The organism is Rhodococcus sp. IEGM1428 (genome assembly GCF_050321865.1).
Taxonomy (GTDB): domain Bacteria; phylum Actinomycetota; class Actinomycetes; order Mycobacteriales; family Mycobacteriaceae; genus Rhodococcoides.
The window spans coordinates 217,843-234,671 of sequence record NZ_JBNQFW010000006.1 but is presented as its reverse complement, the minus strand read 5'-3'; the positions used below and the strand labels follow the sequence as shown (position 1 = coordinate 234,671).

16 protein-coding genes are annotated in these 16,829 nt (G+C 62.6%); 7 read left to right on the top strand and 9 right to left on the bottom strand.

Going from position 1 to position 16,829, the window contains the following annotated elements:
• Positions 1-28: 28 nt before the first annotated feature.
• From ACQR3T_RS24475 to ACQR3T_RS24460, 4 genes are read right to left on the bottom strand one after another with little or no spacing between them, the layout of a single operon-like run.
• Positions 29-1,126, bottom strand: coding sequence for an acyl-CoA dehydrogenase family protein (locus ACQR3T_RS24475; RefSeq protein ID WP_428695178.1), 1,098 nt, complete (start codon positions 1,124-1,126; stop codon positions 29-31).
• Between the two features lies 1 nt (position 1,127).
• A complete protein-coding gene (locus tag ACQR3T_RS24470; RefSeq protein ID WP_428695177.1) occupies positions 1,128-2,126 on the bottom strand; it encodes an acyl-CoA dehydrogenase family protein in 999 nt (332 codons plus the stop codon).
• Positions 2,123-3,298: an acyl-CoA dehydrogenase family protein gene (locus ACQR3T_RS24465; protein ID WP_428695176.1), complete on the bottom strand. Its 1,176-nt coding sequence runs from the start codon at positions 3,296-3,298 to the stop codon at positions 2,123-2,125. The genes ACQR3T_RS24470 and ACQR3T_RS24465 overlap by 4 nt, the downstream gene beginning before the upstream one ends.
• Positions 3,298-4,170: an enoyl-CoA hydratase gene (locus tag ACQR3T_RS24460; protein WP_428695175.1), complete on the bottom strand. Its 873-nt coding sequence runs from the start codon at positions 4,168-4,170 to the stop codon at positions 3,298-3,300. Before ACQR3T_RS24460 ends, ACQR3T_RS24465 begins: the two co-directional genes overlap by 1 nt.
• Positions 4,171-4,319: 149 nt before the next feature.
• Here ACQR3T_RS24460 and ACQR3T_RS24455 point away from each other — a divergent pair, with 149 nt between their 5' ends.
• Genes ACQR3T_RS24455 through ACQR3T_RS24445 form a run of 3 tightly spaced genes read left to right on the top strand, consistent with a single transcriptional unit; the run spans position 4,320 to position 7,493 of the window.
• A complete protein-coding gene (locus ACQR3T_RS24455; RefSeq protein WP_428695174.1) occupies positions 4,320-5,504 on the top strand; it encodes an acyl-CoA dehydrogenase family protein in 1,185 nt (394 codons plus the stop codon).
• Entirely contained in the window at positions 5,501-6,298 is a 798-nt protein-coding gene (locus ACQR3T_RS24450; RefSeq protein WP_428695173.1) for an SDR family oxidoreductase, read from the top strand. The genes ACQR3T_RS24455 and ACQR3T_RS24450 overlap by 4 nt, the downstream gene beginning before the upstream one ends.
• Positions 6,299-6,341: 43 nt before the next feature.
• Positions 6,342-7,493 (top strand): acetyl-CoA C-acetyltransferase, encoded by a 1,152-nt coding sequence (locus tag ACQR3T_RS24445; protein ID WP_428695172.1) that lies wholly within the window; start codon positions 6,342-6,344, stop codon positions 7,491-7,493.
• 80 nt (positions 7,494-7,573) lie between these two features.
• Here ACQR3T_RS24445 and ACQR3T_RS24440 read toward each other — a convergent pair whose 3' ends face one another.
• Both ACQR3T_RS24440 and ACQR3T_RS24435 read right to left on the bottom strand, forming a co-directional pair.
• On the bottom strand, positions 7,574-8,665 hold the full coding sequence (locus ACQR3T_RS24440) for an NAD(P)H-dependent flavin oxidoreductase (RefSeq protein ID WP_428695171.1): 1,092 nt from the start codon (positions 8,663-8,665) through the stop codon (positions 7,574-7,576).
• Positions 8,666-8,702: 37 nt separating this feature from the next.
• Positions 8,703-9,461 (bottom strand): enoyl-CoA hydratase family protein, encoded by a 759-nt coding sequence (locus ACQR3T_RS24435; RefSeq protein ID WP_428695170.1) that lies wholly within the window; start codon positions 9,459-9,461, stop codon positions 8,703-8,705.
• A 103-nt stretch (positions 9,462-9,564) separates the two neighbouring features.
• Here ACQR3T_RS24435 and ACQR3T_RS24430 point away from each other — a divergent pair, with 103 nt between their 5' ends.
• From ACQR3T_RS24430 to ACQR3T_RS24420, 3 genes are all read left to right on the top strand, one after another.
• Positions 9,565-10,476, top strand: coding sequence for an SDR family oxidoreductase (locus ACQR3T_RS24430; RefSeq protein WP_428695169.1), 912 nt, complete (start codon positions 9,565-9,567; stop codon positions 10,474-10,476).
• Positions 10,473-11,279, top strand: coding sequence for a MaoC/PaaZ C-terminal domain-containing protein (locus tag ACQR3T_RS24425; RefSeq protein ID WP_428695168.1), 807 nt, complete (start codon positions 10,473-10,475; stop codon positions 11,277-11,279). Before ACQR3T_RS24430 ends, ACQR3T_RS24425 begins: the two co-directional genes overlap by 4 nt.
• 171 nt (positions 11,280-11,450) lie before the next feature.
• Positions 11,451-12,434 (top strand): 3,4-dihydroxy-2-butanone-4-phosphate synthase, encoded by a 984-nt coding sequence (locus tag ACQR3T_RS24420; protein ID WP_428695167.1) that lies wholly within the window; start codon positions 11,451-11,453, stop codon positions 12,432-12,434.
• A 384-nt stretch (positions 12,435-12,818) separates the two neighbouring features.
• Here ACQR3T_RS24420 and ACQR3T_RS24415 read toward each other — a convergent pair whose 3' ends face one another.
• On the bottom strand, positions 12,819-13,964 hold the full coding sequence (locus ACQR3T_RS24415; protein ID WP_428695166.1) for a Rieske 2Fe-2S domain-containing protein: 1,146 nt from the start codon (positions 13,962-13,964) through the stop codon (positions 12,819-12,821).
• Between the two features lie 165 nt (positions 13,965-14,129).
• On the bottom strand, positions 14,130-15,158 hold the full coding sequence (locus ACQR3T_RS24410; RefSeq protein ID WP_428695165.1) for a 2Fe-2S iron-sulfur cluster-binding protein: 1,029 nt from the start codon (positions 15,156-15,158) through the stop codon (positions 14,130-14,132).
• Between the two features lie 288 nt (positions 15,159-15,446).
• Here ACQR3T_RS24410 and ACQR3T_RS24405 point away from each other — a divergent pair, with 288 nt between their 5' ends.
• The gene (locus tag ACQR3T_RS24405) at positions 15,447-16,022 is read left to right on the top strand and encodes an isochorismatase family protein (RefSeq protein ID WP_428695164.1); all 576 of its coding nucleotides are present in this window, start codon (positions 15,447-15,449) and stop codon (positions 16,020-16,022) included.
• 100 nt (positions 16,023-16,122) lie between these two features.
• Here the strand turns inward: ACQR3T_RS24405 and ACQR3T_RS24400 are convergent, their stop codons facing one another.
• A complete protein-coding gene (locus tag ACQR3T_RS24400) occupies positions 16,123-16,650 on the bottom strand; it encodes a VOC family protein (RefSeq protein WP_428695163.1) in 528 nt (175 codons plus the stop codon).
• Positions 16,651-16,829: the final 179 nt, after the last annotated feature.

The window sequence follows — 16,829 nt, the reverse complement described above, 5'->3', positions numbered from 1 at the left end:
GTGGTCACCGACGGCGCTCTCGGCGTCTTTACTCGCTCACCAATTGGCGACGATGGACGTGCGGGGCTCCGAATAGTTGCGAAGTAGCATGAGCACGCTTGAAATACAGCTGCGCGTCGTGCTCCCACGTAATCGCGATGCCGCCGTGCAGCTGTACCGTCTCGCTCGCGATGTGCGAGAAGGACTCACTACACCACGAAGCAGCGATCGCTGCCTGCCTACGCGTATTCGGCGCGTTAGTGGATGCAGCCCACGCCGCGGCCCATGATATGGACCTGGACGTCTCCACCTCGACCAGCATGTCGGCTGCCCTGTGTTTGAGGGCTTGGAAGGATCCGAGGGGACGGCCGAACTGCACCCGCTCCTCGAGGTATTCGACCGTCCGGTCGAACGCGCCCTGCGCGCCGCCCACTTGTAACGCCGTGTTGGCGACCACGAACGACGAGAACAGGTTTCTCAGCTGCTCCTCGTCGGCAGTACCCAGCAGTGTGGCCGTGGCCCCATCGAACGAGATGTCCGCAAACCGCAGTGTCTGGTCCATCCCGCGGTGCGCAGTTCGGGTGAGCCTCGGTTGATCGGGGTCGACCTCGAACAGGCTGGTGCCGTAGGGGGTTCGGCTCAACACCAGCAGAAGGTCCGCCGTATCGCCGCCGAGAACCAGGGCCGATTCGCCGGTCAGGGTCCACCCCCTGGAATCGTGTGCCGCTACGATTCCGGCACCGGGTAGGGCATCCTCGGGTGATGCGCTCCAGCCGAGCGCGGCAAGGGTCGTGCCCTCCACCAGCCGGGGTAGCAGTCGTCGGCGTGAAGACTCGTCCGCAACACGTAGTAGCGCTTGCACGGCCAGAACGCCGGTGCTGAACAGCGGCGTCGGCGTCAGTGTCCGGCCGAGTTCCTCCAGAACGAGGTGGGTCTCGAAGCTGGAGTATCCCGCACCGCCGTACTCCTCTGGAACCGCAAGCGCCACAACGCCGATCTGTTCGCCGAGTTGCGACCACAGTTCGGTGTCGAACCCGGATTCGGTATCGACAGCCGCGCGGACGTCGGCGACTCGGGTTCTGCGCGCGACCAGACTGCGTACCACCGCGGTGAGTTCGCGTTGCTCATCGGTGAGATCGAAGTGCATATCAACGGCTTTCGACGAGTGCGGTCAGAATTCGAGCTCGATGCTGCTGTGGCGTTCCCCAGGCACCGACGAGGGCCTGCACGCGCAGTAGCCACAAGCTCAAGTCGAGCTCGGAGGTGTAACCGACCGCGCCGTGCAACTGCAGAGCGGTTCGCGCCGCGAGTATCGCGGCGTCCGCGGCACCGACCTTTGCCGCGGAGGTGTCGCGGGCTGCGGTGGACGATGCGGTATCGAGCTCGATTGCCGCACCCAAGACCAGAGGCCGTACGAAATCGAGCGCAACCCGAACGTCGGCGAGGGCGTGTTTGAGGACTTGATAGCCGCCGATGACGCGGCCGAACTGCTTCCGCTGCCCCACGTAGGCGATCGTGTCGTGCAGGAGCCGCTCGCCTGCGCCGAGCAACTGCGCTGAACAGGCCAGAGATGCCGCGTCCGTTGCGCGTGCAATCTGAGCGGAGGACACCTCGGCGAGATGCGTGTCGGTGGGGTGAGTCTCGGTCAACCGGCGAGTGGGATCCACAGACGACAGGGTGGCACCGAGGTGGGCCTCGACCACGAACCCGCCGTCGATGTGAAGGACTCGATCGGCGATGTCTGCATCCACCGCCCGAGGTGGGGTACCCGAGGATACCGAGGCGACAACAGATCCCCGCGCGAGTCCGGCCAGCAGGTCGCTTGCGGATCCGTCCACGTGTGGTGACGCAGTGAGCAGCAAGGGAGCGAGGACCACCGATTCGATCCATGGCCCGGGCACACCGTGGTACCCGAGTCGGTCGAATGCAACGGTCATGTCTACTGCGGTGCCGTCGAATCCGCCCCTCGCCTCGGGCACTCGAAGGCCGCTGAGCCCCACATCGGCCAACCGATGCCACAGTCGTCGACCGGGTTCGGCGTCGCGTGCTGCCCACGCGCGGGCTACCGTCGGTACGTCGGCAGTGGACAGAAGTGCGTCGAGCGCCTCGGCGAACGAGTTCTGCTCGTCGGTCAGTGAGAACTTCATGATCCCGATCTCGTGTTGTCGCCCCTCGGCAGTCCGAGCAGGCGCTCGGCGACGATGTTGCGTTGAATTTCGTTGGTGCCGGCGTAGATAGGTCCAGCGAGCGCAAACAGGTGGTCCTCGGCCCATGCTCCCCCGGCTGGTGCTCCCGGACCTCGCAGCTCCTGATCGGTGCCGAGAATGTCCAGGGCACAGGTGTGCAGATCCAGATCGAGCTGGGACCAGAACAATTTGTTCACGCTTCCCAGCGCCCCCAATTGCCCGCCCCCATCGAGCCGTTCGACCGTGCCCCACGTGTACAGCTGATACGCCCTGGCACAAATCCAGGCGTCGACGACGCTCTCGGCGGCGGCGGGTACCTCGTCTCCGCGGTCCCTCCACAAGTCGATCAGGCGTTCGACAGCGGCGGTGAACCGTCCGGGCGAACGCAACGACAGGCCGCGTTCGTTGCCTGCGGTGCTCATGGCTACCCGCCAACCGTCGCCGACGGTTCCGAGGACGTCGGCGTCGGGAACGAAGACATCGTCGAAGAATATCTCGGCAAATCCGGCATCCCCGTCGAGCTGTGCGATCGGTCTGACCGTGATTCCGGGCGCGGTCAGAGGGAACAGGAAGTAGGTGAGTCCACGGTGGCGTTCAGCGGTGGTATCGGAGCGGAACAGACCGAATCCCTGGTCTGCCCACGGTGCACGTGAGCTCCAGGTCTTCTGGCCGCTGAGAACCCAGCCGCCACGGGTGTCGTCGCGGCATGCTCGGCTGCGGATGCTCGCAAGATCCGACCCGGCTTCCGGTTCCGACCACGCCTGGGCCCAGACCTGGCTACCGTCGGCCATGGGGGGGAGGAAGCGTTGCTTCTGCTCGTCCGTTCCGTGCTCGAAGATGATCGGGGCCAACAGAGAAATTCCGTTCTGGGAAATCCGGGTCGGTGCCCCGCTGTGGTAATACTCCTCCTCGAAGATCACCCACTCGGTCAGTGTCGCGTCGCGTCCGCCGAGTGCAGCGGGCCATGCAACGACGGACCACCGGTGGGCCGCCAGTTCTTTCTCCCAGGCGCGGTGTGCAGCCGCTCCGTCGGCAGTGTCCATCGACGGCAAGCGACCGGGTGAGTGTGTTGCCAACCAGGTCCGCGCCTCTGCGCGGAATTCGTCCTCGCTCGCGGTGAAGTGCAGACTCATCAGGCTCCTTGTACCGGCGACATTTTGTTCGCCTTCGCCATCGATCGGGCGTCGAGGCCGGCGAGTGAATCCACCGCGACCTCTGCGTTGTGCGCGTGGGCCGCGTGATGCAATCCGAAGACCGAGTCCATGCCCGAGCGCATGCCCATCAAGTCCTCGGCCTGATTGACCGCCTTCTTGGTCAGGGCCAGTCCCAACGGGGGCATCTCGGCGATGCGGTCCGCCATCGTGAAAGTGAACTCGGCGAGTTCCTCCCGCGGCACAACATGATTGACCATCCCGAGTGCCAGTGCGCGGTCCGATTTGAACCGGTCGGCGGTGAACAGCAGCTCTTTGGCCGCTCGCGGGTTCATGACCCATGGATGGGCGAAATACTCGACCCCGGGGATGCCCATTCGTACCACAGGATCGGCGAAGAACGCATCGTCCGAGGCGACGATGAAGTCGCACGACCACGCCAGCATGAGACCGCCTGCGATACATGCCCCCTGGACCATGGCGATCATGGGTTTGGGGATCTCGCGCCATCGCCTGCACATCCCCAGGTAGACCTCGGACTCGCGCGCGAGTCGTGAATCGACTCCCGAGCGCCCGATGTGGTCCCAGTAGATCACTGCCTTGCGCTCGAACGATTCATCGATGTCGCGCCCGGGGGTACCGATGTCGTGACCTCCGCAGAAGTGCTTGCCATTGCCCGCGAGCACGATCACTTTGACGTTGTCGTCTTCGACGGCTCGTACGAAGGCGGAGTCGAGTGCATAGGTGACCTTCGAGTTCTGCGCGTTGCTGTACTGCGGTCGGTTCAGAGTCACCACGGCGACATGGCCGCGAACCTCGTACGTGACGACGTCGTGCTCTGCTTCGTCGGACATCATGATCCTTTCGGAGGGTGCGTTCCGCTCGATGAGTGCGGCAGCGCGATGTCGTCTACGGTACCAAACAAGTGCTTGGTGGGGTAAGGTTGTTCGTCGGGGCTCTACGCGTGGGCCCGTGCTGCCGTAGAGGAGAGGTTGCCAGGCCCATGGACTTGACGTTTTCGAGCGAGGACGAGGCATTTCGGGCGGAAGTCCGGGACTGGCTGGCCGAGAACCTCGTCGGCGACTTCGCCGCTCTGTCGGGACTCGGGGGATCCGGCCGCGAACACGAAGCGTACGCAGAGCGGCTCGAATGGAATCGCCATCTCGCCGCCTCCGGTTGGACCTGCCTCGGGTGGCCGGTAGAGCACGGCGGCCGCGGACTGAGCCTGTCGCAGCAGGTGATTTTCCACGAGGAGTACGCCAAGGCCGACGCACCAGGCCGCGTAAACCATCTCGGCGAGGAGTTGCTCGGGCCAACCCTCATTGCCCTGGGTACCGCTGAGCAGCAGGCCCGATTCCTGCCGCGTATTCGTGCGGTCGAGGAACTGTGGTGCCAAGGCTATTCCGAACCCGGAGCTGGATCGGATCTCGCCGCAGTGCGCACCAAGGCGCGCCTCGAGGACGGCCGGTGGATCATCGACGGGCAGAAGATATGGACTTCGCTTGCACATCAAGCTGATTGGTGCTTCGTGATTGCCCGCACCGACTCGGGATCACAACGTCACGCGGGCCTGTCCTACCTGTTGGTCCCGATGGATCAGCCGGGCGTGGACGTCCGGCCGATCATTCAGCTCACGGGAACCTCGGAATTCAACGAAGTCTTCTTCGACGCTGCTACCACGTCGGCCGATCTCGTCGTCGGTGAACCCGGCGACGGCTGGAAAGTGGCCATGGCGACCCTCGGTTTCGAGAGAGGTGTGTCCACGATCGGTCAGCAGGTCGGCTTCGCGCGGGAACTGGCAGCCATCGAGGATGTGGCTCGTCGCAGTGGAAGAATCGCAGATCCGATCATTGCGGATCGGATCGCTCGTGCAACGGTCGGCCTCGAGGTCATGCGAGTGCATGCGTTGCGAACGTTGAGCAATATCGATTCGGGTGCCGAGAAGTCGCGGGGCTTCGAGTCCATCGCGAAACTGATCTGGGCGCGCTGGCATCGTGATCTCGGCGAACTCGCGATGGATGTACTCGGCGCGTCAGCTCTCGGCGTGGGTGCCGACTATGCGCTCGACGAATGGCAGACCCTCTACCTGTTCAGTCGAGCGGACACCATCTACGGAGGATCCGATGAAGTGCAACGCAACGTCATCGCCGAGCGTGTGCTCGGCCTACCCAGGGAGTCGCGACCATGACCAAGCGTGAACAACCGGCCCCACCGTACGTACCTGGCCACGGTCTGCTCGCCGATCGAGTTGTCGTCGTGACCGCCGCGGCCGGGGCGGGAATCGGATCGGCGGTCGCTCGTCGGGCACTCGAAGAGGGTGCTCAAGCGGTGATCATCGGCGACACCCACGAACGACGGTTGGCCGAGGCGCACGAAGAACTGGCGAGCGAATTCGGTTCCGAGAGAGTGGCGGCCGTTCGCTGCGACGTCACCGAAGAATCGGATGTGATCGCACTGCTCGATGCGGCCGAGCCCTTCGGCGGCGTCGAGGTGATGATCAACAACGCCGGTCTCGGCGGAACCGTCTCGATCACGGATATGACCGACGAGCAGTGGTCACTGGTCATCGCCGTCACCCTCACCGGCACGTTCCGCTGTGTGCGAGCCGCGTCGCGTCGGATGATCGCGAACGGCACCGCGGGCGTGATCGTCAACAATGCGTCGGTCGTCGGTTGGCGCGCACAGGAGGGGCAGGCGCATTACGCGGCAGCCAAGGCCGGCGTCATGGCTCTCACTCGCTGTGCGGCAATCGATGTCGCGGATCACAACATTCGAGTCAATGCGGTCTCGCCGAGTCTGGCAATGCATCCGTTCCTCGAAAAGGTCACCACCGAGGAGTTTCTCGTCGAACTCAAGGGACGCGAAGCGTTCGGTCGGGCGGCGCAACCCTGGGAGGTGGCGAATGTGATGGTCTTTCTCGCCAGCGACTACTCGTCCTACATGACCGGTGAAACAGTTGCCGTCAGCAGTCAGCATCCCTGATCGGCAATCGCCGGTCCGAACATGCTCTTTTCAGGAGGTACAAATGCCCGAGGCCTATATTGTCGATGCGGTCAGGACGCCGGTCGGGCGTAGAGGAGGCGGGTTGGCCGACGTTCACTCGGCCGACCTCGGTGCGCACGTTCTCGGTGCGCTGGTCGAACGCAGCGGCATCGATGCCAATGCCGTGGACGACGTCATTCTCGGGTGCACGGACACTCTCGGATCTCAGGCCGGCGATATCGCGCGTACGGCTTGGTTGGCTGCAGGTCTCCCTCAACATGTTCCGGGTGTGACCATCGATCGGCAGTGCGGATCGAGCCAGCAGGCAGTACATTTCGCTGCTCAGGGTGTGATGTCGGGAACAGCGGACCTGATTGTGGCAGGCGGCGTGCAGAACATGTCTGCCATCCCTATCTCCTCGGCCATGGTCGTCGGTGCGCAGTTCGGGTTCACCACGCCCTTCGCGGAGTCCGTCGGGTGGGCCGAACGTTATGGCGACCAAGAGGTGTCGCAGTTCCGGGCGGCGGAGATGATCGCCGGGAAATGGGCGGTCACGCGCTCGGACATGGAGGAGTTCGCACTACGGAGTCATCACCGTGCCCTCGTGGCCATCGATGAAGGACGCTTCCTGAAAGAAATTGTCCCCTTCGGGGGAGTGAGCGTCGATGAGGGCCCGCGCCGCAACACCGACCGGGAGAAGATGGCCGCCCTGCGCCCCCTGCAAGAAGGGGGTCGACTGACCGCCGCGGTGGCATCTCAGATCAGCGATGCCGCCTCCGCGATGCTCATTGCGTCGGAAGCAGCAGTTGCGACTCATGGTCTGACCCCGCGCGCACGAATCCACCACCTGGGCGTGTACGCCGACGATCCCGTCTGGATGCTGACGGCACCGATTCCGGCAACGGGTCGTGCTCTGGAACGCACCGGTCTGAGCATCGACGACATCGACTTGTTCGAGGTCAACGAGGCGTTCGCGTCGGTTGTGTTGGCTTGGATCAAGGAGACCGCTGCGGATCCGGCTCGGGTCAATGTCAACGGCGGGGGTATTGCACTCGGCCATCCGATCGGTGCCACCGGCACTCGTTTGATGACAACTCTGCTGCATGAGCTCGAGCGCACCGGCGGCCGGTATGGCTTACAGGTCATGTGCGAGGGCGGCGGTCAGGCGAACGTCACCATCATCGAACGCCTATAGGTCTACACGAATCAGGCGGCGCGCGGGGTACAGGCTCTCCCGCACGCCGCCTTTGTTTCGGACTCGTCCCGGTTGAAATGTCAGTGCTGGACAGGCGTCCTGTCGACGCGCTGACTATCGAGCTGCACCAGGCGTGTCACAGCTTCGGTGACGATCCGGTCGATCAGTTCATCGCATGACGGCAAGTCGTCGATCATACCGACCACCTGGCCGGAGGCCAGCATTCCGGCACTCGTATCCCCTTCCACCAGTCCGGCTTTCAAAAGCATGGGGGTGTTTGCGGCTAGGATCATCTGGGACCAGCTACGGTCGCTCGAGCTCTTCATTCGGCGGCCATCAGCGATGAGTCCGAGCCATCCCAGGCCGGACATCTTCTTGAAAGACACTGTGCGCCGGGCAGTTCCGAGGGTTCGGTGTAATACACCCTCGGTCTCGAGGCCGTCGACGAACTCGGTGCGAAGCAGCCGATGAGGCATGCCGTCCGCTTTGCGGGTAACGATGGTTCCGTCGAGGCCGAAGGTCAAGTATTTCTCCTTGATGGCCTGCGGGACGGCACTGTCGCTGGTGAGCAGGAATCTGGTACCCATGCCGATTCCCGCTGCGCCGTAGGCCAACGCAGCCGCAAGCCCGCGGCCGTCGAAAAATCCTCCACCGGCAACGACCGGGATGTCGACTGCGTCGAGAACAGCGGGTAGAAGTAGTGAGCTCGGCACGGCACCGGTGTGACCACCGCCCTCGCCGCCCTGAACCATCACCATGTCTGCACCCCACGCCGCTACCTTCTCGGCGTGGCGCGCTGCTCCCACCGACGGCATCACGACGATCCCGTTGTCCTTGAGCCTCGCGATCAGTTCCTGCTTCGGTGCCAGCGCGAACGAGGCGACCTTCACTTGATGGCGGATGAGGAGTTCGACTCGTTTCGGCGCATCTCCTGCATCCGCGCGCAGGTTGACCCCGAACGGGCGATCCGTGCGTTCCTTGACCTCGAGGATCGCCTTCTCGAGTTCGTCGAGGCTCATCGTCGCCGAGGCCAGTAGCCCGAGCGCACCGGCCCTGGCGGTGGCCGAAACCAGACGCGCACCCGCAACCCAGCCCATGCCGGTTTGAACAATCGGGTGATCTACACCGGTCAGTTCGGTCAATGGAGTGCGTATCAGAGCGTCAGCGGTCACGGTTCTCCTCACAATCGGGTTGTTGGGCGAAAGATTTTCAGGTCGCCAGGGGGCGACCGGACTCGACGAACTCGTTGCGGTGCTCGTCGGCGACTCCGGCGAGGTTCAACTCGAAGGTGAACCCCTGCTCGAACCGGTAGCTCTTGTTCACGTCCACTGGATCGATGCCATTGAGTGCAGCCTTGGCGGCCCGGAGCACGCGCGGATCTTTGTCGGCGATCTCGCCTGCTACGGCCATTGCGGCGTCGTCGAGTCGGTGCCTGGGGACGACCTCGAGAACAGAGCCGTGTTGGACCAGGTCGGCGGCTGGGATCGTCCGGCTCGTGTAGTACAGAGTGCGCATCAGATGCTGGGGCACCAGGCGAGCCAGGTGTGTCGCGGCACCCAGGGCCCCTCGGTCGACCTCGGGGACGCCGAAGTACGCGTCATCGCTCGCGATGATGGTGTCGCAGTTTCCCACGAGCCCCACGCCGCCGCCCAAGCAGAAACCGTTCACTGCTGCCAGAACGGGGACCTCGGCTTCGTAGATCGCCTTGAAAGCCGCATAGCAGCCCCGATTGGCCCCGACCAAGGCATCGAAACCAGTGGTGCGCTGCATTTCCTTGATGTCCACACCGGCGTTGAAACCGCGACCCTCGGCACGCAACACCACGACCCGGATGTTCGGATCGCGCGGTGCCTCTCGCATGGCATCGGCAACGTGGAACCAGCCTTCGACCGGTAGCGCGTTGACGGGGGGATAGTCCATTGTCACGACGGCGATACGTCCGTCGACAACTGTGGTGGTTATGCTCATCCAAGCTCCTACCTAGCGTTTGCTTGGTAGCGTAGCAGGCGCTCGGTCGTAAACAGCAGTTATTGTTCCGGCGCACTCGGTGCCCCGATACGAAGGACGTGCAATGGCAGGAATTCTCGAAGGAAGAGTCGCAATCGTGACCGGAGCAGGCCGGGGGTTGGGACGCGAGCACGCACTCGAACTCGCTCGGCAAGGCGCGTCGGTGGTCGTGAACGATTACGGCGTAACACTTTCGGGCGAGGGAACCGGTGAGACGCCGGCAGAAGAAGTCGTGGCCGCGATCCGTGCGACCGGCGGATCGGCGGTGGTCAACACGGCGGACGTAGCCGATTTCGACGCCGCCGAAGGCATGGTGCGTCAGGCAATCGACGAATTCGGTCAGCTCGACATACTGGTCAACAACGCGGGTTTCGTACGTGATCGAATGCTGGTCAATACCAGCGAGGCAGAATGGGACGCGGTGATCCGTGTCCACCTCAAGGGACACTTCGCTCCCTTGCGTCACGCAGCCGCGTACTGGCGTCTGCAGTCGAAGGCGGGGCGAACCCGCGCCGCACGCGTGATCAATACGTCTTCGGGTGCTGGGTTGCAAGGCTCCGTCGGGCAGGCCACATACTCGGCCGCCAAAGCGGGCATTGCCGGCCTCACGCTGGTTGCGGCAGAGGAATTGGCAAACTACGGAGTCACGGTGAACGCAATCGCGCCGTCTGCACGAACACGTATGACCGAGGGCCCGTTCGCCGAGACGATGTCAGCGCCGCAGGAGGGTTTCGACGCAATGGATCCGGCAAACGTGTCCCCGGTTGTCGCGTGGCTCGCCAGCGCAGAGAGTTCGGCTGTCACCGGACGCGTCATCGAGATCGAAGGGGGGCGAATCAGCCTGGAGGAGAGCTGGTGTCATGGTCCAGCGGTCGATCTCGGACGAAGGTGGGAAGCAGCTCTGGTCGGCAGTGCACTGCAGGGTCTTCTGAGCAGCGCCCGCACTCCCGAGCCTGTCTACGGGGCACGGCCTTGACCACAGTGGCCGCCGACACCTGGGTGGGGCACGAGCTCGGAACACGGACGGTGTCCTGGAACGAGCGCGACGCGATGCTGTTCGCCCTCGCCGTCGGTGCGAGAACGGATCAACTCGACCTCGTGTACGAGCGCGATCTGCGAGTGCTCCCGACGTTCGGTTTGACCCTGGCGCAGTGGGCTCCGGATCTGCTCGGCGCTGCGAACGCATTCGATGTGGGCCGGGCACTGCATGCGGCCCAACGGCTCGTTGTCCACGAACCGATTCCCCCGCGGGGCGAGGTCCTGATGGCCGCCCGCGTTGCGGCGGTGTGGGACAAAGGCAGCGCCGCACTGTTCGAGGTGGATGTCGAGTGTGAGTTCTTCACGGCCACATGGTCGATCTTCGCCCCCGGTCAGGGTGGATTCGGGGGCGAACGAGGCCCGTCGGCGACCCGTGCGGACAAGGCGGGCCCGGTGCAGAGGCGTAGGTCGACCGTAGCCGCCAACGCCGCGTTGCTGTACCGACTCAGCGGAGATCGTCATGCCATCCACGTCGATCCGGTGGCCGCGCGCGCCATCGGCCAACCCCGTCCCATCCTGCACGGTTTGGCGACATTGGCTACGGCGGCGTCCGTAGTGGCCGATCTCCTCGGTGCGCATCCGTGCGATGTGGTCGAGTTGAGCGGTCGCTTCACCTCCGTCGTCTTTCCGGGTGAGTCGATCGATATCGTGGCCGGGCCGAACGACAGGTTCTGGGTCGAGACCGAGCGGGGGATCGCTATCGACCACGGTCTCGCTCGGTTTCGCGCTCCCGATCACTGAGTTCGGCGTTTGTGATCTACCGAACGAGCGCGTCCCAGTGGCCGGAATTGCTTGCCTGCGCGACGTATCGGCGTTCTACTCTGATGAAGATGGTCCAGGCCGTGTTTGTCCCGAGAACTCTTCTCGTGCAACTGGTTCGGATTTCTCAGCCACTACTGCGGAAGGTTTGCCGTGAGGTCACCGACATCGAAAGGGACATCGATCGGATCTGGACCGACGTCACACGCGGTCGACAAGTTCGGAGCCGGCGGCGCAATACTTCTCGTCGACGATTCCTCAGGATTCTTCCGCGCAGACCTCATGGTTGCGGCCGATAAGGTCACGCCTGCGACAATGGCGTTTCTCATCGAGCATTCGTCGGGGTTCATCTGTGCTGCCATGTCGGGTGCGCGCGCTGACCGACTCGACTTGCCGTTGATCCCACGGTCCGACGGCGATCTCGTTGCGAACAGACGATTCTCGGTTGCGGTCGACGCATCGGACGGTGTGAGTACCGGGATCTCGGCGATCGACCGAACCCGAACCGTCAATCTGCTCGCTACCGACGGAACTCGACCGGACCAGTTGAGCAGACCCGGGCATGTGATGGTTCTGCGAGCCGATGTCGGCGGCCGCGGTGCCGCTGCGGTCGCCGTCCGGTTGTGCCGCATCACTGGAAGGGCCGCAGTCGCAGTGATAGCCCCGCTGATGTTCGAGGGTAATGACGACGTCGAGAACCGTCGGAGCGCACAGTCACTGGCCGGCGCACTACAGGTACCGGTGCTACGAGCCGCGGACGTCTATGCGCACGAGAATTCGGCGGAGCTTGGCGGAGAATGGCGCTCACTCGTGGTGGACGGAGCGTGCGGCGATGTCCTGGTCCGTGCGTTCGGTCGTCTCGGAGAAGGTGGCACACCCTTCGTCGGCGTTTTCGGGCGGTGCCCCGACCACGGTGAGCTGGAACGGTCTCGAGAGGAACTCACCGAATGGGAGACGATAGTCGAGCGTCACGGTCTCGGTATAGTCGTTTTTGGAACGAGTTGCCAGAACTGCTGTGTGCCAACAGGTTCGGTTTCTCCCGACGAGCATCTTGGAAGCATCGACTCGATCGTCGGCGCGCTCGGCATCACCGACTTCCGACTGCTTACCGTTCGCACTGCATCCGGCTCTCGCTAGCCGACGCGTCGTTGTGCCTCGATGGATACTTCACCCGCCGACCTCTCAGTGGTCGGCGGGTGAAGTACCTCGGTGTCGGTGCGTGACGACAGATCGATCAGTTCTCCTGCGCAGCTGCAATGTTCGCGTCATCATCCAATAGTGGCAGTGCGCCGGTCTCGACCGCTACCGAAATAGACCTGCGAAGCTGAGCACAGAATGCCAAGCGGGGGCCCGAGAGAGATCTGGCTGCGTGCATCTCGGGACACGTCGAGACAGCATGGGCGTCCCACTGAATACTGGTTTGTTGACGATTGCTTTTCCTCGCCAGAACTTGTGCGCCGCATTGCAGGCACTGGACCGGCTGCATCGGTGCATCGTGCAGCCGGTCGTCGGTGGGGAGCGTCATGAGGTGCGGTACGTGGGAACGACCCGGTTCTCGACATTGCGCCGTATTTCCTCGTTCCAGTGTTTGAGAGGTTGGGTGGTGTCGAGTTCGTGCTCGAACCGATTGACCATGTCGGGCACAACGTCTGCTCTGTCGACATAGAACTGCTGATACCAGCGTCGCAATTGGTACACGGCTCCGTCTTCCTCGCACAGTAGTGGATTGTCGATGCGGGCCTTGTTCTTCCAGATGACGACGTCCTGGTCGATGCCGATTGCGATATGGTCACCGGTCGCTTTTGCTGCGGGGAGCGCGTACTCCGCCGGGAGCGCGTCGGACAATTCGATGGAGATTCCGTAGTGGTAAACGGTGTTGTTCTCGTCGATCGGGTAATGGCAGTGCGCGAGAACGATGTTGGTGTCTGCCTCGTCGTAATGATAAGTGAGGGTGTTGATCATGAATGCGGGGCCGTAGTAAGTGGCCACGGATGTGACTCCCCGCAGAGGCGGCTGTCCTTCCGGGCCTGGGATGTCCTCGCGGGCTCCGCTGTTGAAGTACTGAGTAGTGGTACTGCCCTCGAAGACATTCTTGAAGTAGGTGGGCAACGTGCCATGTACGTAGAAGAAGTGCGCCATGTCGACGTTATTGTCGATTATTTCACGGCAATTGACGTTCATGGTGGTGCTGTACCAGACCCAGTCGGTCCAGGCATCTGTGGCAATGCCCGGGACCGTCGGAATGGCTTCTTGCTCGGAGGGCGGATTGCCCTCTGGGTCATGCCAGACGAAGAGGAGGCCGTCCTGCTCGAGGGTGGTCCAGGCAGTGGTCCGCGCCCGAAGCGGGACACGCTTGCTGTAGGGCACCTGTTTGCAGCGACCGTCGCCGCCCCAGCGCCAATCGTGGAACGGGCAGGCAATCTCGTCACCCTTGATCTCGCCTGACGAGAGGTCCCCTCCCATATGCCGACAGTAGGCGTCGAGGATGCTGATTGTTCCGCTCTCTCCCCGGAAGACGACCAGCTTCTTGCCGAATGCATTGATCGTGTGCGGCTTGTCGTCGCTGAATTCCTTCAAAGTCCCCAAGCAATGCCAACCGCGGGCGAAGCGGGTCGGTAGGGCGTCTGCTTCGATGATGCGGATGTCGTCTTCGTGCGCAGTGGTCATGGGTGACCGTCCTTTGGAGTTGATCCGATGATGAGGTGAGCAAGAGAGGGAATATCTCTATCTGCGGTAAGTCGTTTCTATCATCTGTGGTGGCGGTCACTTCTTTGGTGTTTCACTGATCGGAACGAAGCAACCGACCATGGTGGTGTTCTCGGGGAAACGTGATCAGGAATAGCTGATTCTGATGGTGTCGCTCACCGGTAAGGCCTGGCAAGACAAGACCAGACCGTCCTCAAGGTCCTCGGCTTCCAGAACCTCGTTTCGCAACATCTTGACCTCACCGTCGACGACTCGGCACGCACATGCGCTGCATGCGCCCTCACGGCAGGAGTACGGGGCTTCGATTCCCGCAGCGAGGAGAACGTCCAGCAACTTCTGTGATCGCGGCCATGAATGGGAGGTGACCACTCCGTCCAAATCGACTGTGATGGAGGCGCTCACACCCGAATCATCTGCCTGCACCCGAGGAACAGGAACCGAGAACGGATCTCCCTGTAGCGAAAGAAAGCGCTCGGCATGGACGTGGTCGCGTGGAAATCCGAGATCTGCCAGAGCCTCACTCATCGCATTGCGAAAGGGCTCAGGGCCGCACAGCAGCGCGTCGTCGAAATCTGCGTAAGGGCTCGCCAGCCCGCGGAGTTGGGTCATCGTGGGTTTTCCCTGCACGCTCACCAACCAGTGGACGACGACGAAGCGGTCTGGATCGGCATCGACCAGAGCGCGCAACTCATCGGCAAAAATGACCGATTGCTCGTGTTGGTTTGCGTAGAGCAGGACTACTCGCCCTGAGCCGACCTCGAGCGCCGACTTTGCGATGGACATGACGGGTGTGATCCCGCTGCCTGCAGCGACGAGTAGCAAGTTTGCGTCGAGGGACGGTGGGGTGAACACACCTGCGGGAGGGAGCGATTCGAGAACCGAACCGGGCATTACGTTGTCGCAGATCCAGTTGGACGCATGTCCGCCGGCGACTCGCTTGACCGTAACTTTGGGAGACTCATCGAGATGCGGAGACGAGGCGAGCGAGTAGCAGCGGGCCACGGACGCACCATCTGCCGTCGGGACTCTGAGGGTAAGGAACTGTCCGGGGACGTAGTCGAAATTCGGCGAGGCATCGAAGACGATCGAGCAGCTCTCGTCGGTCTCCCTGATGACCTCGGCTACTCGAAGGGTATGAACGATTTGTTCCTGCATACCTGCTTCCTGGTCTCCGCCGTCGGCGGGATAAGTCCTCCGTCGGTACGAAAGGTCGGTGACGCAAGTCTCGCTGCAGCGGGTGAGGGCGGCACCTCTGTCTTCCACTGACTGGACGTACCGCTCGGTGACCCGCACGCACCGAAGGGGCGTCCACTGAGTTGAATTCCAGTGTTGACGGAACAGAACTCCTGTGTGAATGTAGCCGCGCGGCAACGAAGTCGAAGATGATTCGCGCGTCGCGATCGTGTCTTTCGCCCAATCATCATCCTCGAAAAAGGAACCGAAATGCCCATCGACGTCATAGCCAGCAACGCAGCCCTCGTTGTCATCGACCTGCAAGTCGGTGTCACCCAAGGAATCGAGACCTTCCCGCACAGTGTCGATACTGTGGTGGACAATGCTTCTCGTCTCGTCGAGGCCTTTCACGATTCGAATCGCCCGGTCGTCTTCGTGACGGTCTGGTACGGACCGAACAATGAACTGCAACCACATATGCCCTGTGAAGCGCCGATGAATTTCGCACCGCCCGCCGGCTGGAACGAACTCGACCCACGGTTCGACGTCCATGCCGACGACATCCACATAGTCAAGCCTGCCGTCAGTTCCTTCTTCGGCACCGATCTCGATGTTCAATTGAGCCGAAGGGGAATCGGCTCCATCGTTGTCGTTGGAATCGCGACCAACATCGGCGGCGAAGGAACAGTCCGCTCGGGTTACGACCGCGGTTACCACCAGGTTGTCGTCAGTGACGCCATGTCAGCGACGTCCGGTGAACTGCACGAGCACACGATGCACAACGTCTTCCCGATGATGGCCAATATCGCGAGTACGGACGACGTGATCCGCGCATTGCAGGGGTGATCCGTTTGTGTTGTGACACCACCGACTCCCCGCGACACGGTGCCGCTGGGAGTCGGTGGTGTCCCTTACCGTCCGAATCGATATTTCGCGCGCGCTTCGGTCAGAATTGAACGACGCGAATCGGGTCCGATCCGTCCCAGTCCAGCGCTGCGGCAGCAACCACGTCGTTGAGTGATTCTGCGTCGGGGCTGCGCTGCATGAGCTCGGTCATGCAACCCAGCTGTTCGCTCGTGTCGAAATATGCAAAGTTGTAGTCACCTTTGGTTCCCTCGAATACCGGAGGAATGCCGAGCGAGTGGTACTCCGCGTATTCGGCGTCGAGATCATCGGTGATCCAGGCCATGTGGTGAACCGCGGTTCGTCCCGCGGCGACGGTGTCTCGGTACGCCGAGGGGCTGTCGTCGTGCTGGGCGATGAGTTCGAGTTGGATCGATCCGAGCTGGGTCAAGCCGATACTCATGTCTATGTCGGCGGGGTGACCACGGTAGAGCTGGGTCTCGAGACCGGCACATGCATGCGGCATGACGAGAAACGGTCCCGTTGTTCCCGATTCCAGCCATTTTTGCATCTGCTTGTCGAGATCGTCGACGACCCAGCCGATTTGGTAGAAGGTTCGATTGACAGCCATTGCGCGCTTGCCTTTCCGTTCGTTGTTTGCAATCAGCGTGCCGCCGCAGCGAGGGGGCGGTCGGTAATGCTCGTCGACCGACCGTAAGCAGCCGTGTTCGCCGGTTCGGGGCATGCGTCCAGTCACCGGAAAGTTGGGTTGCAGGCGCTGTCGGTGCGACTAGGTTCGGCACCATGGCA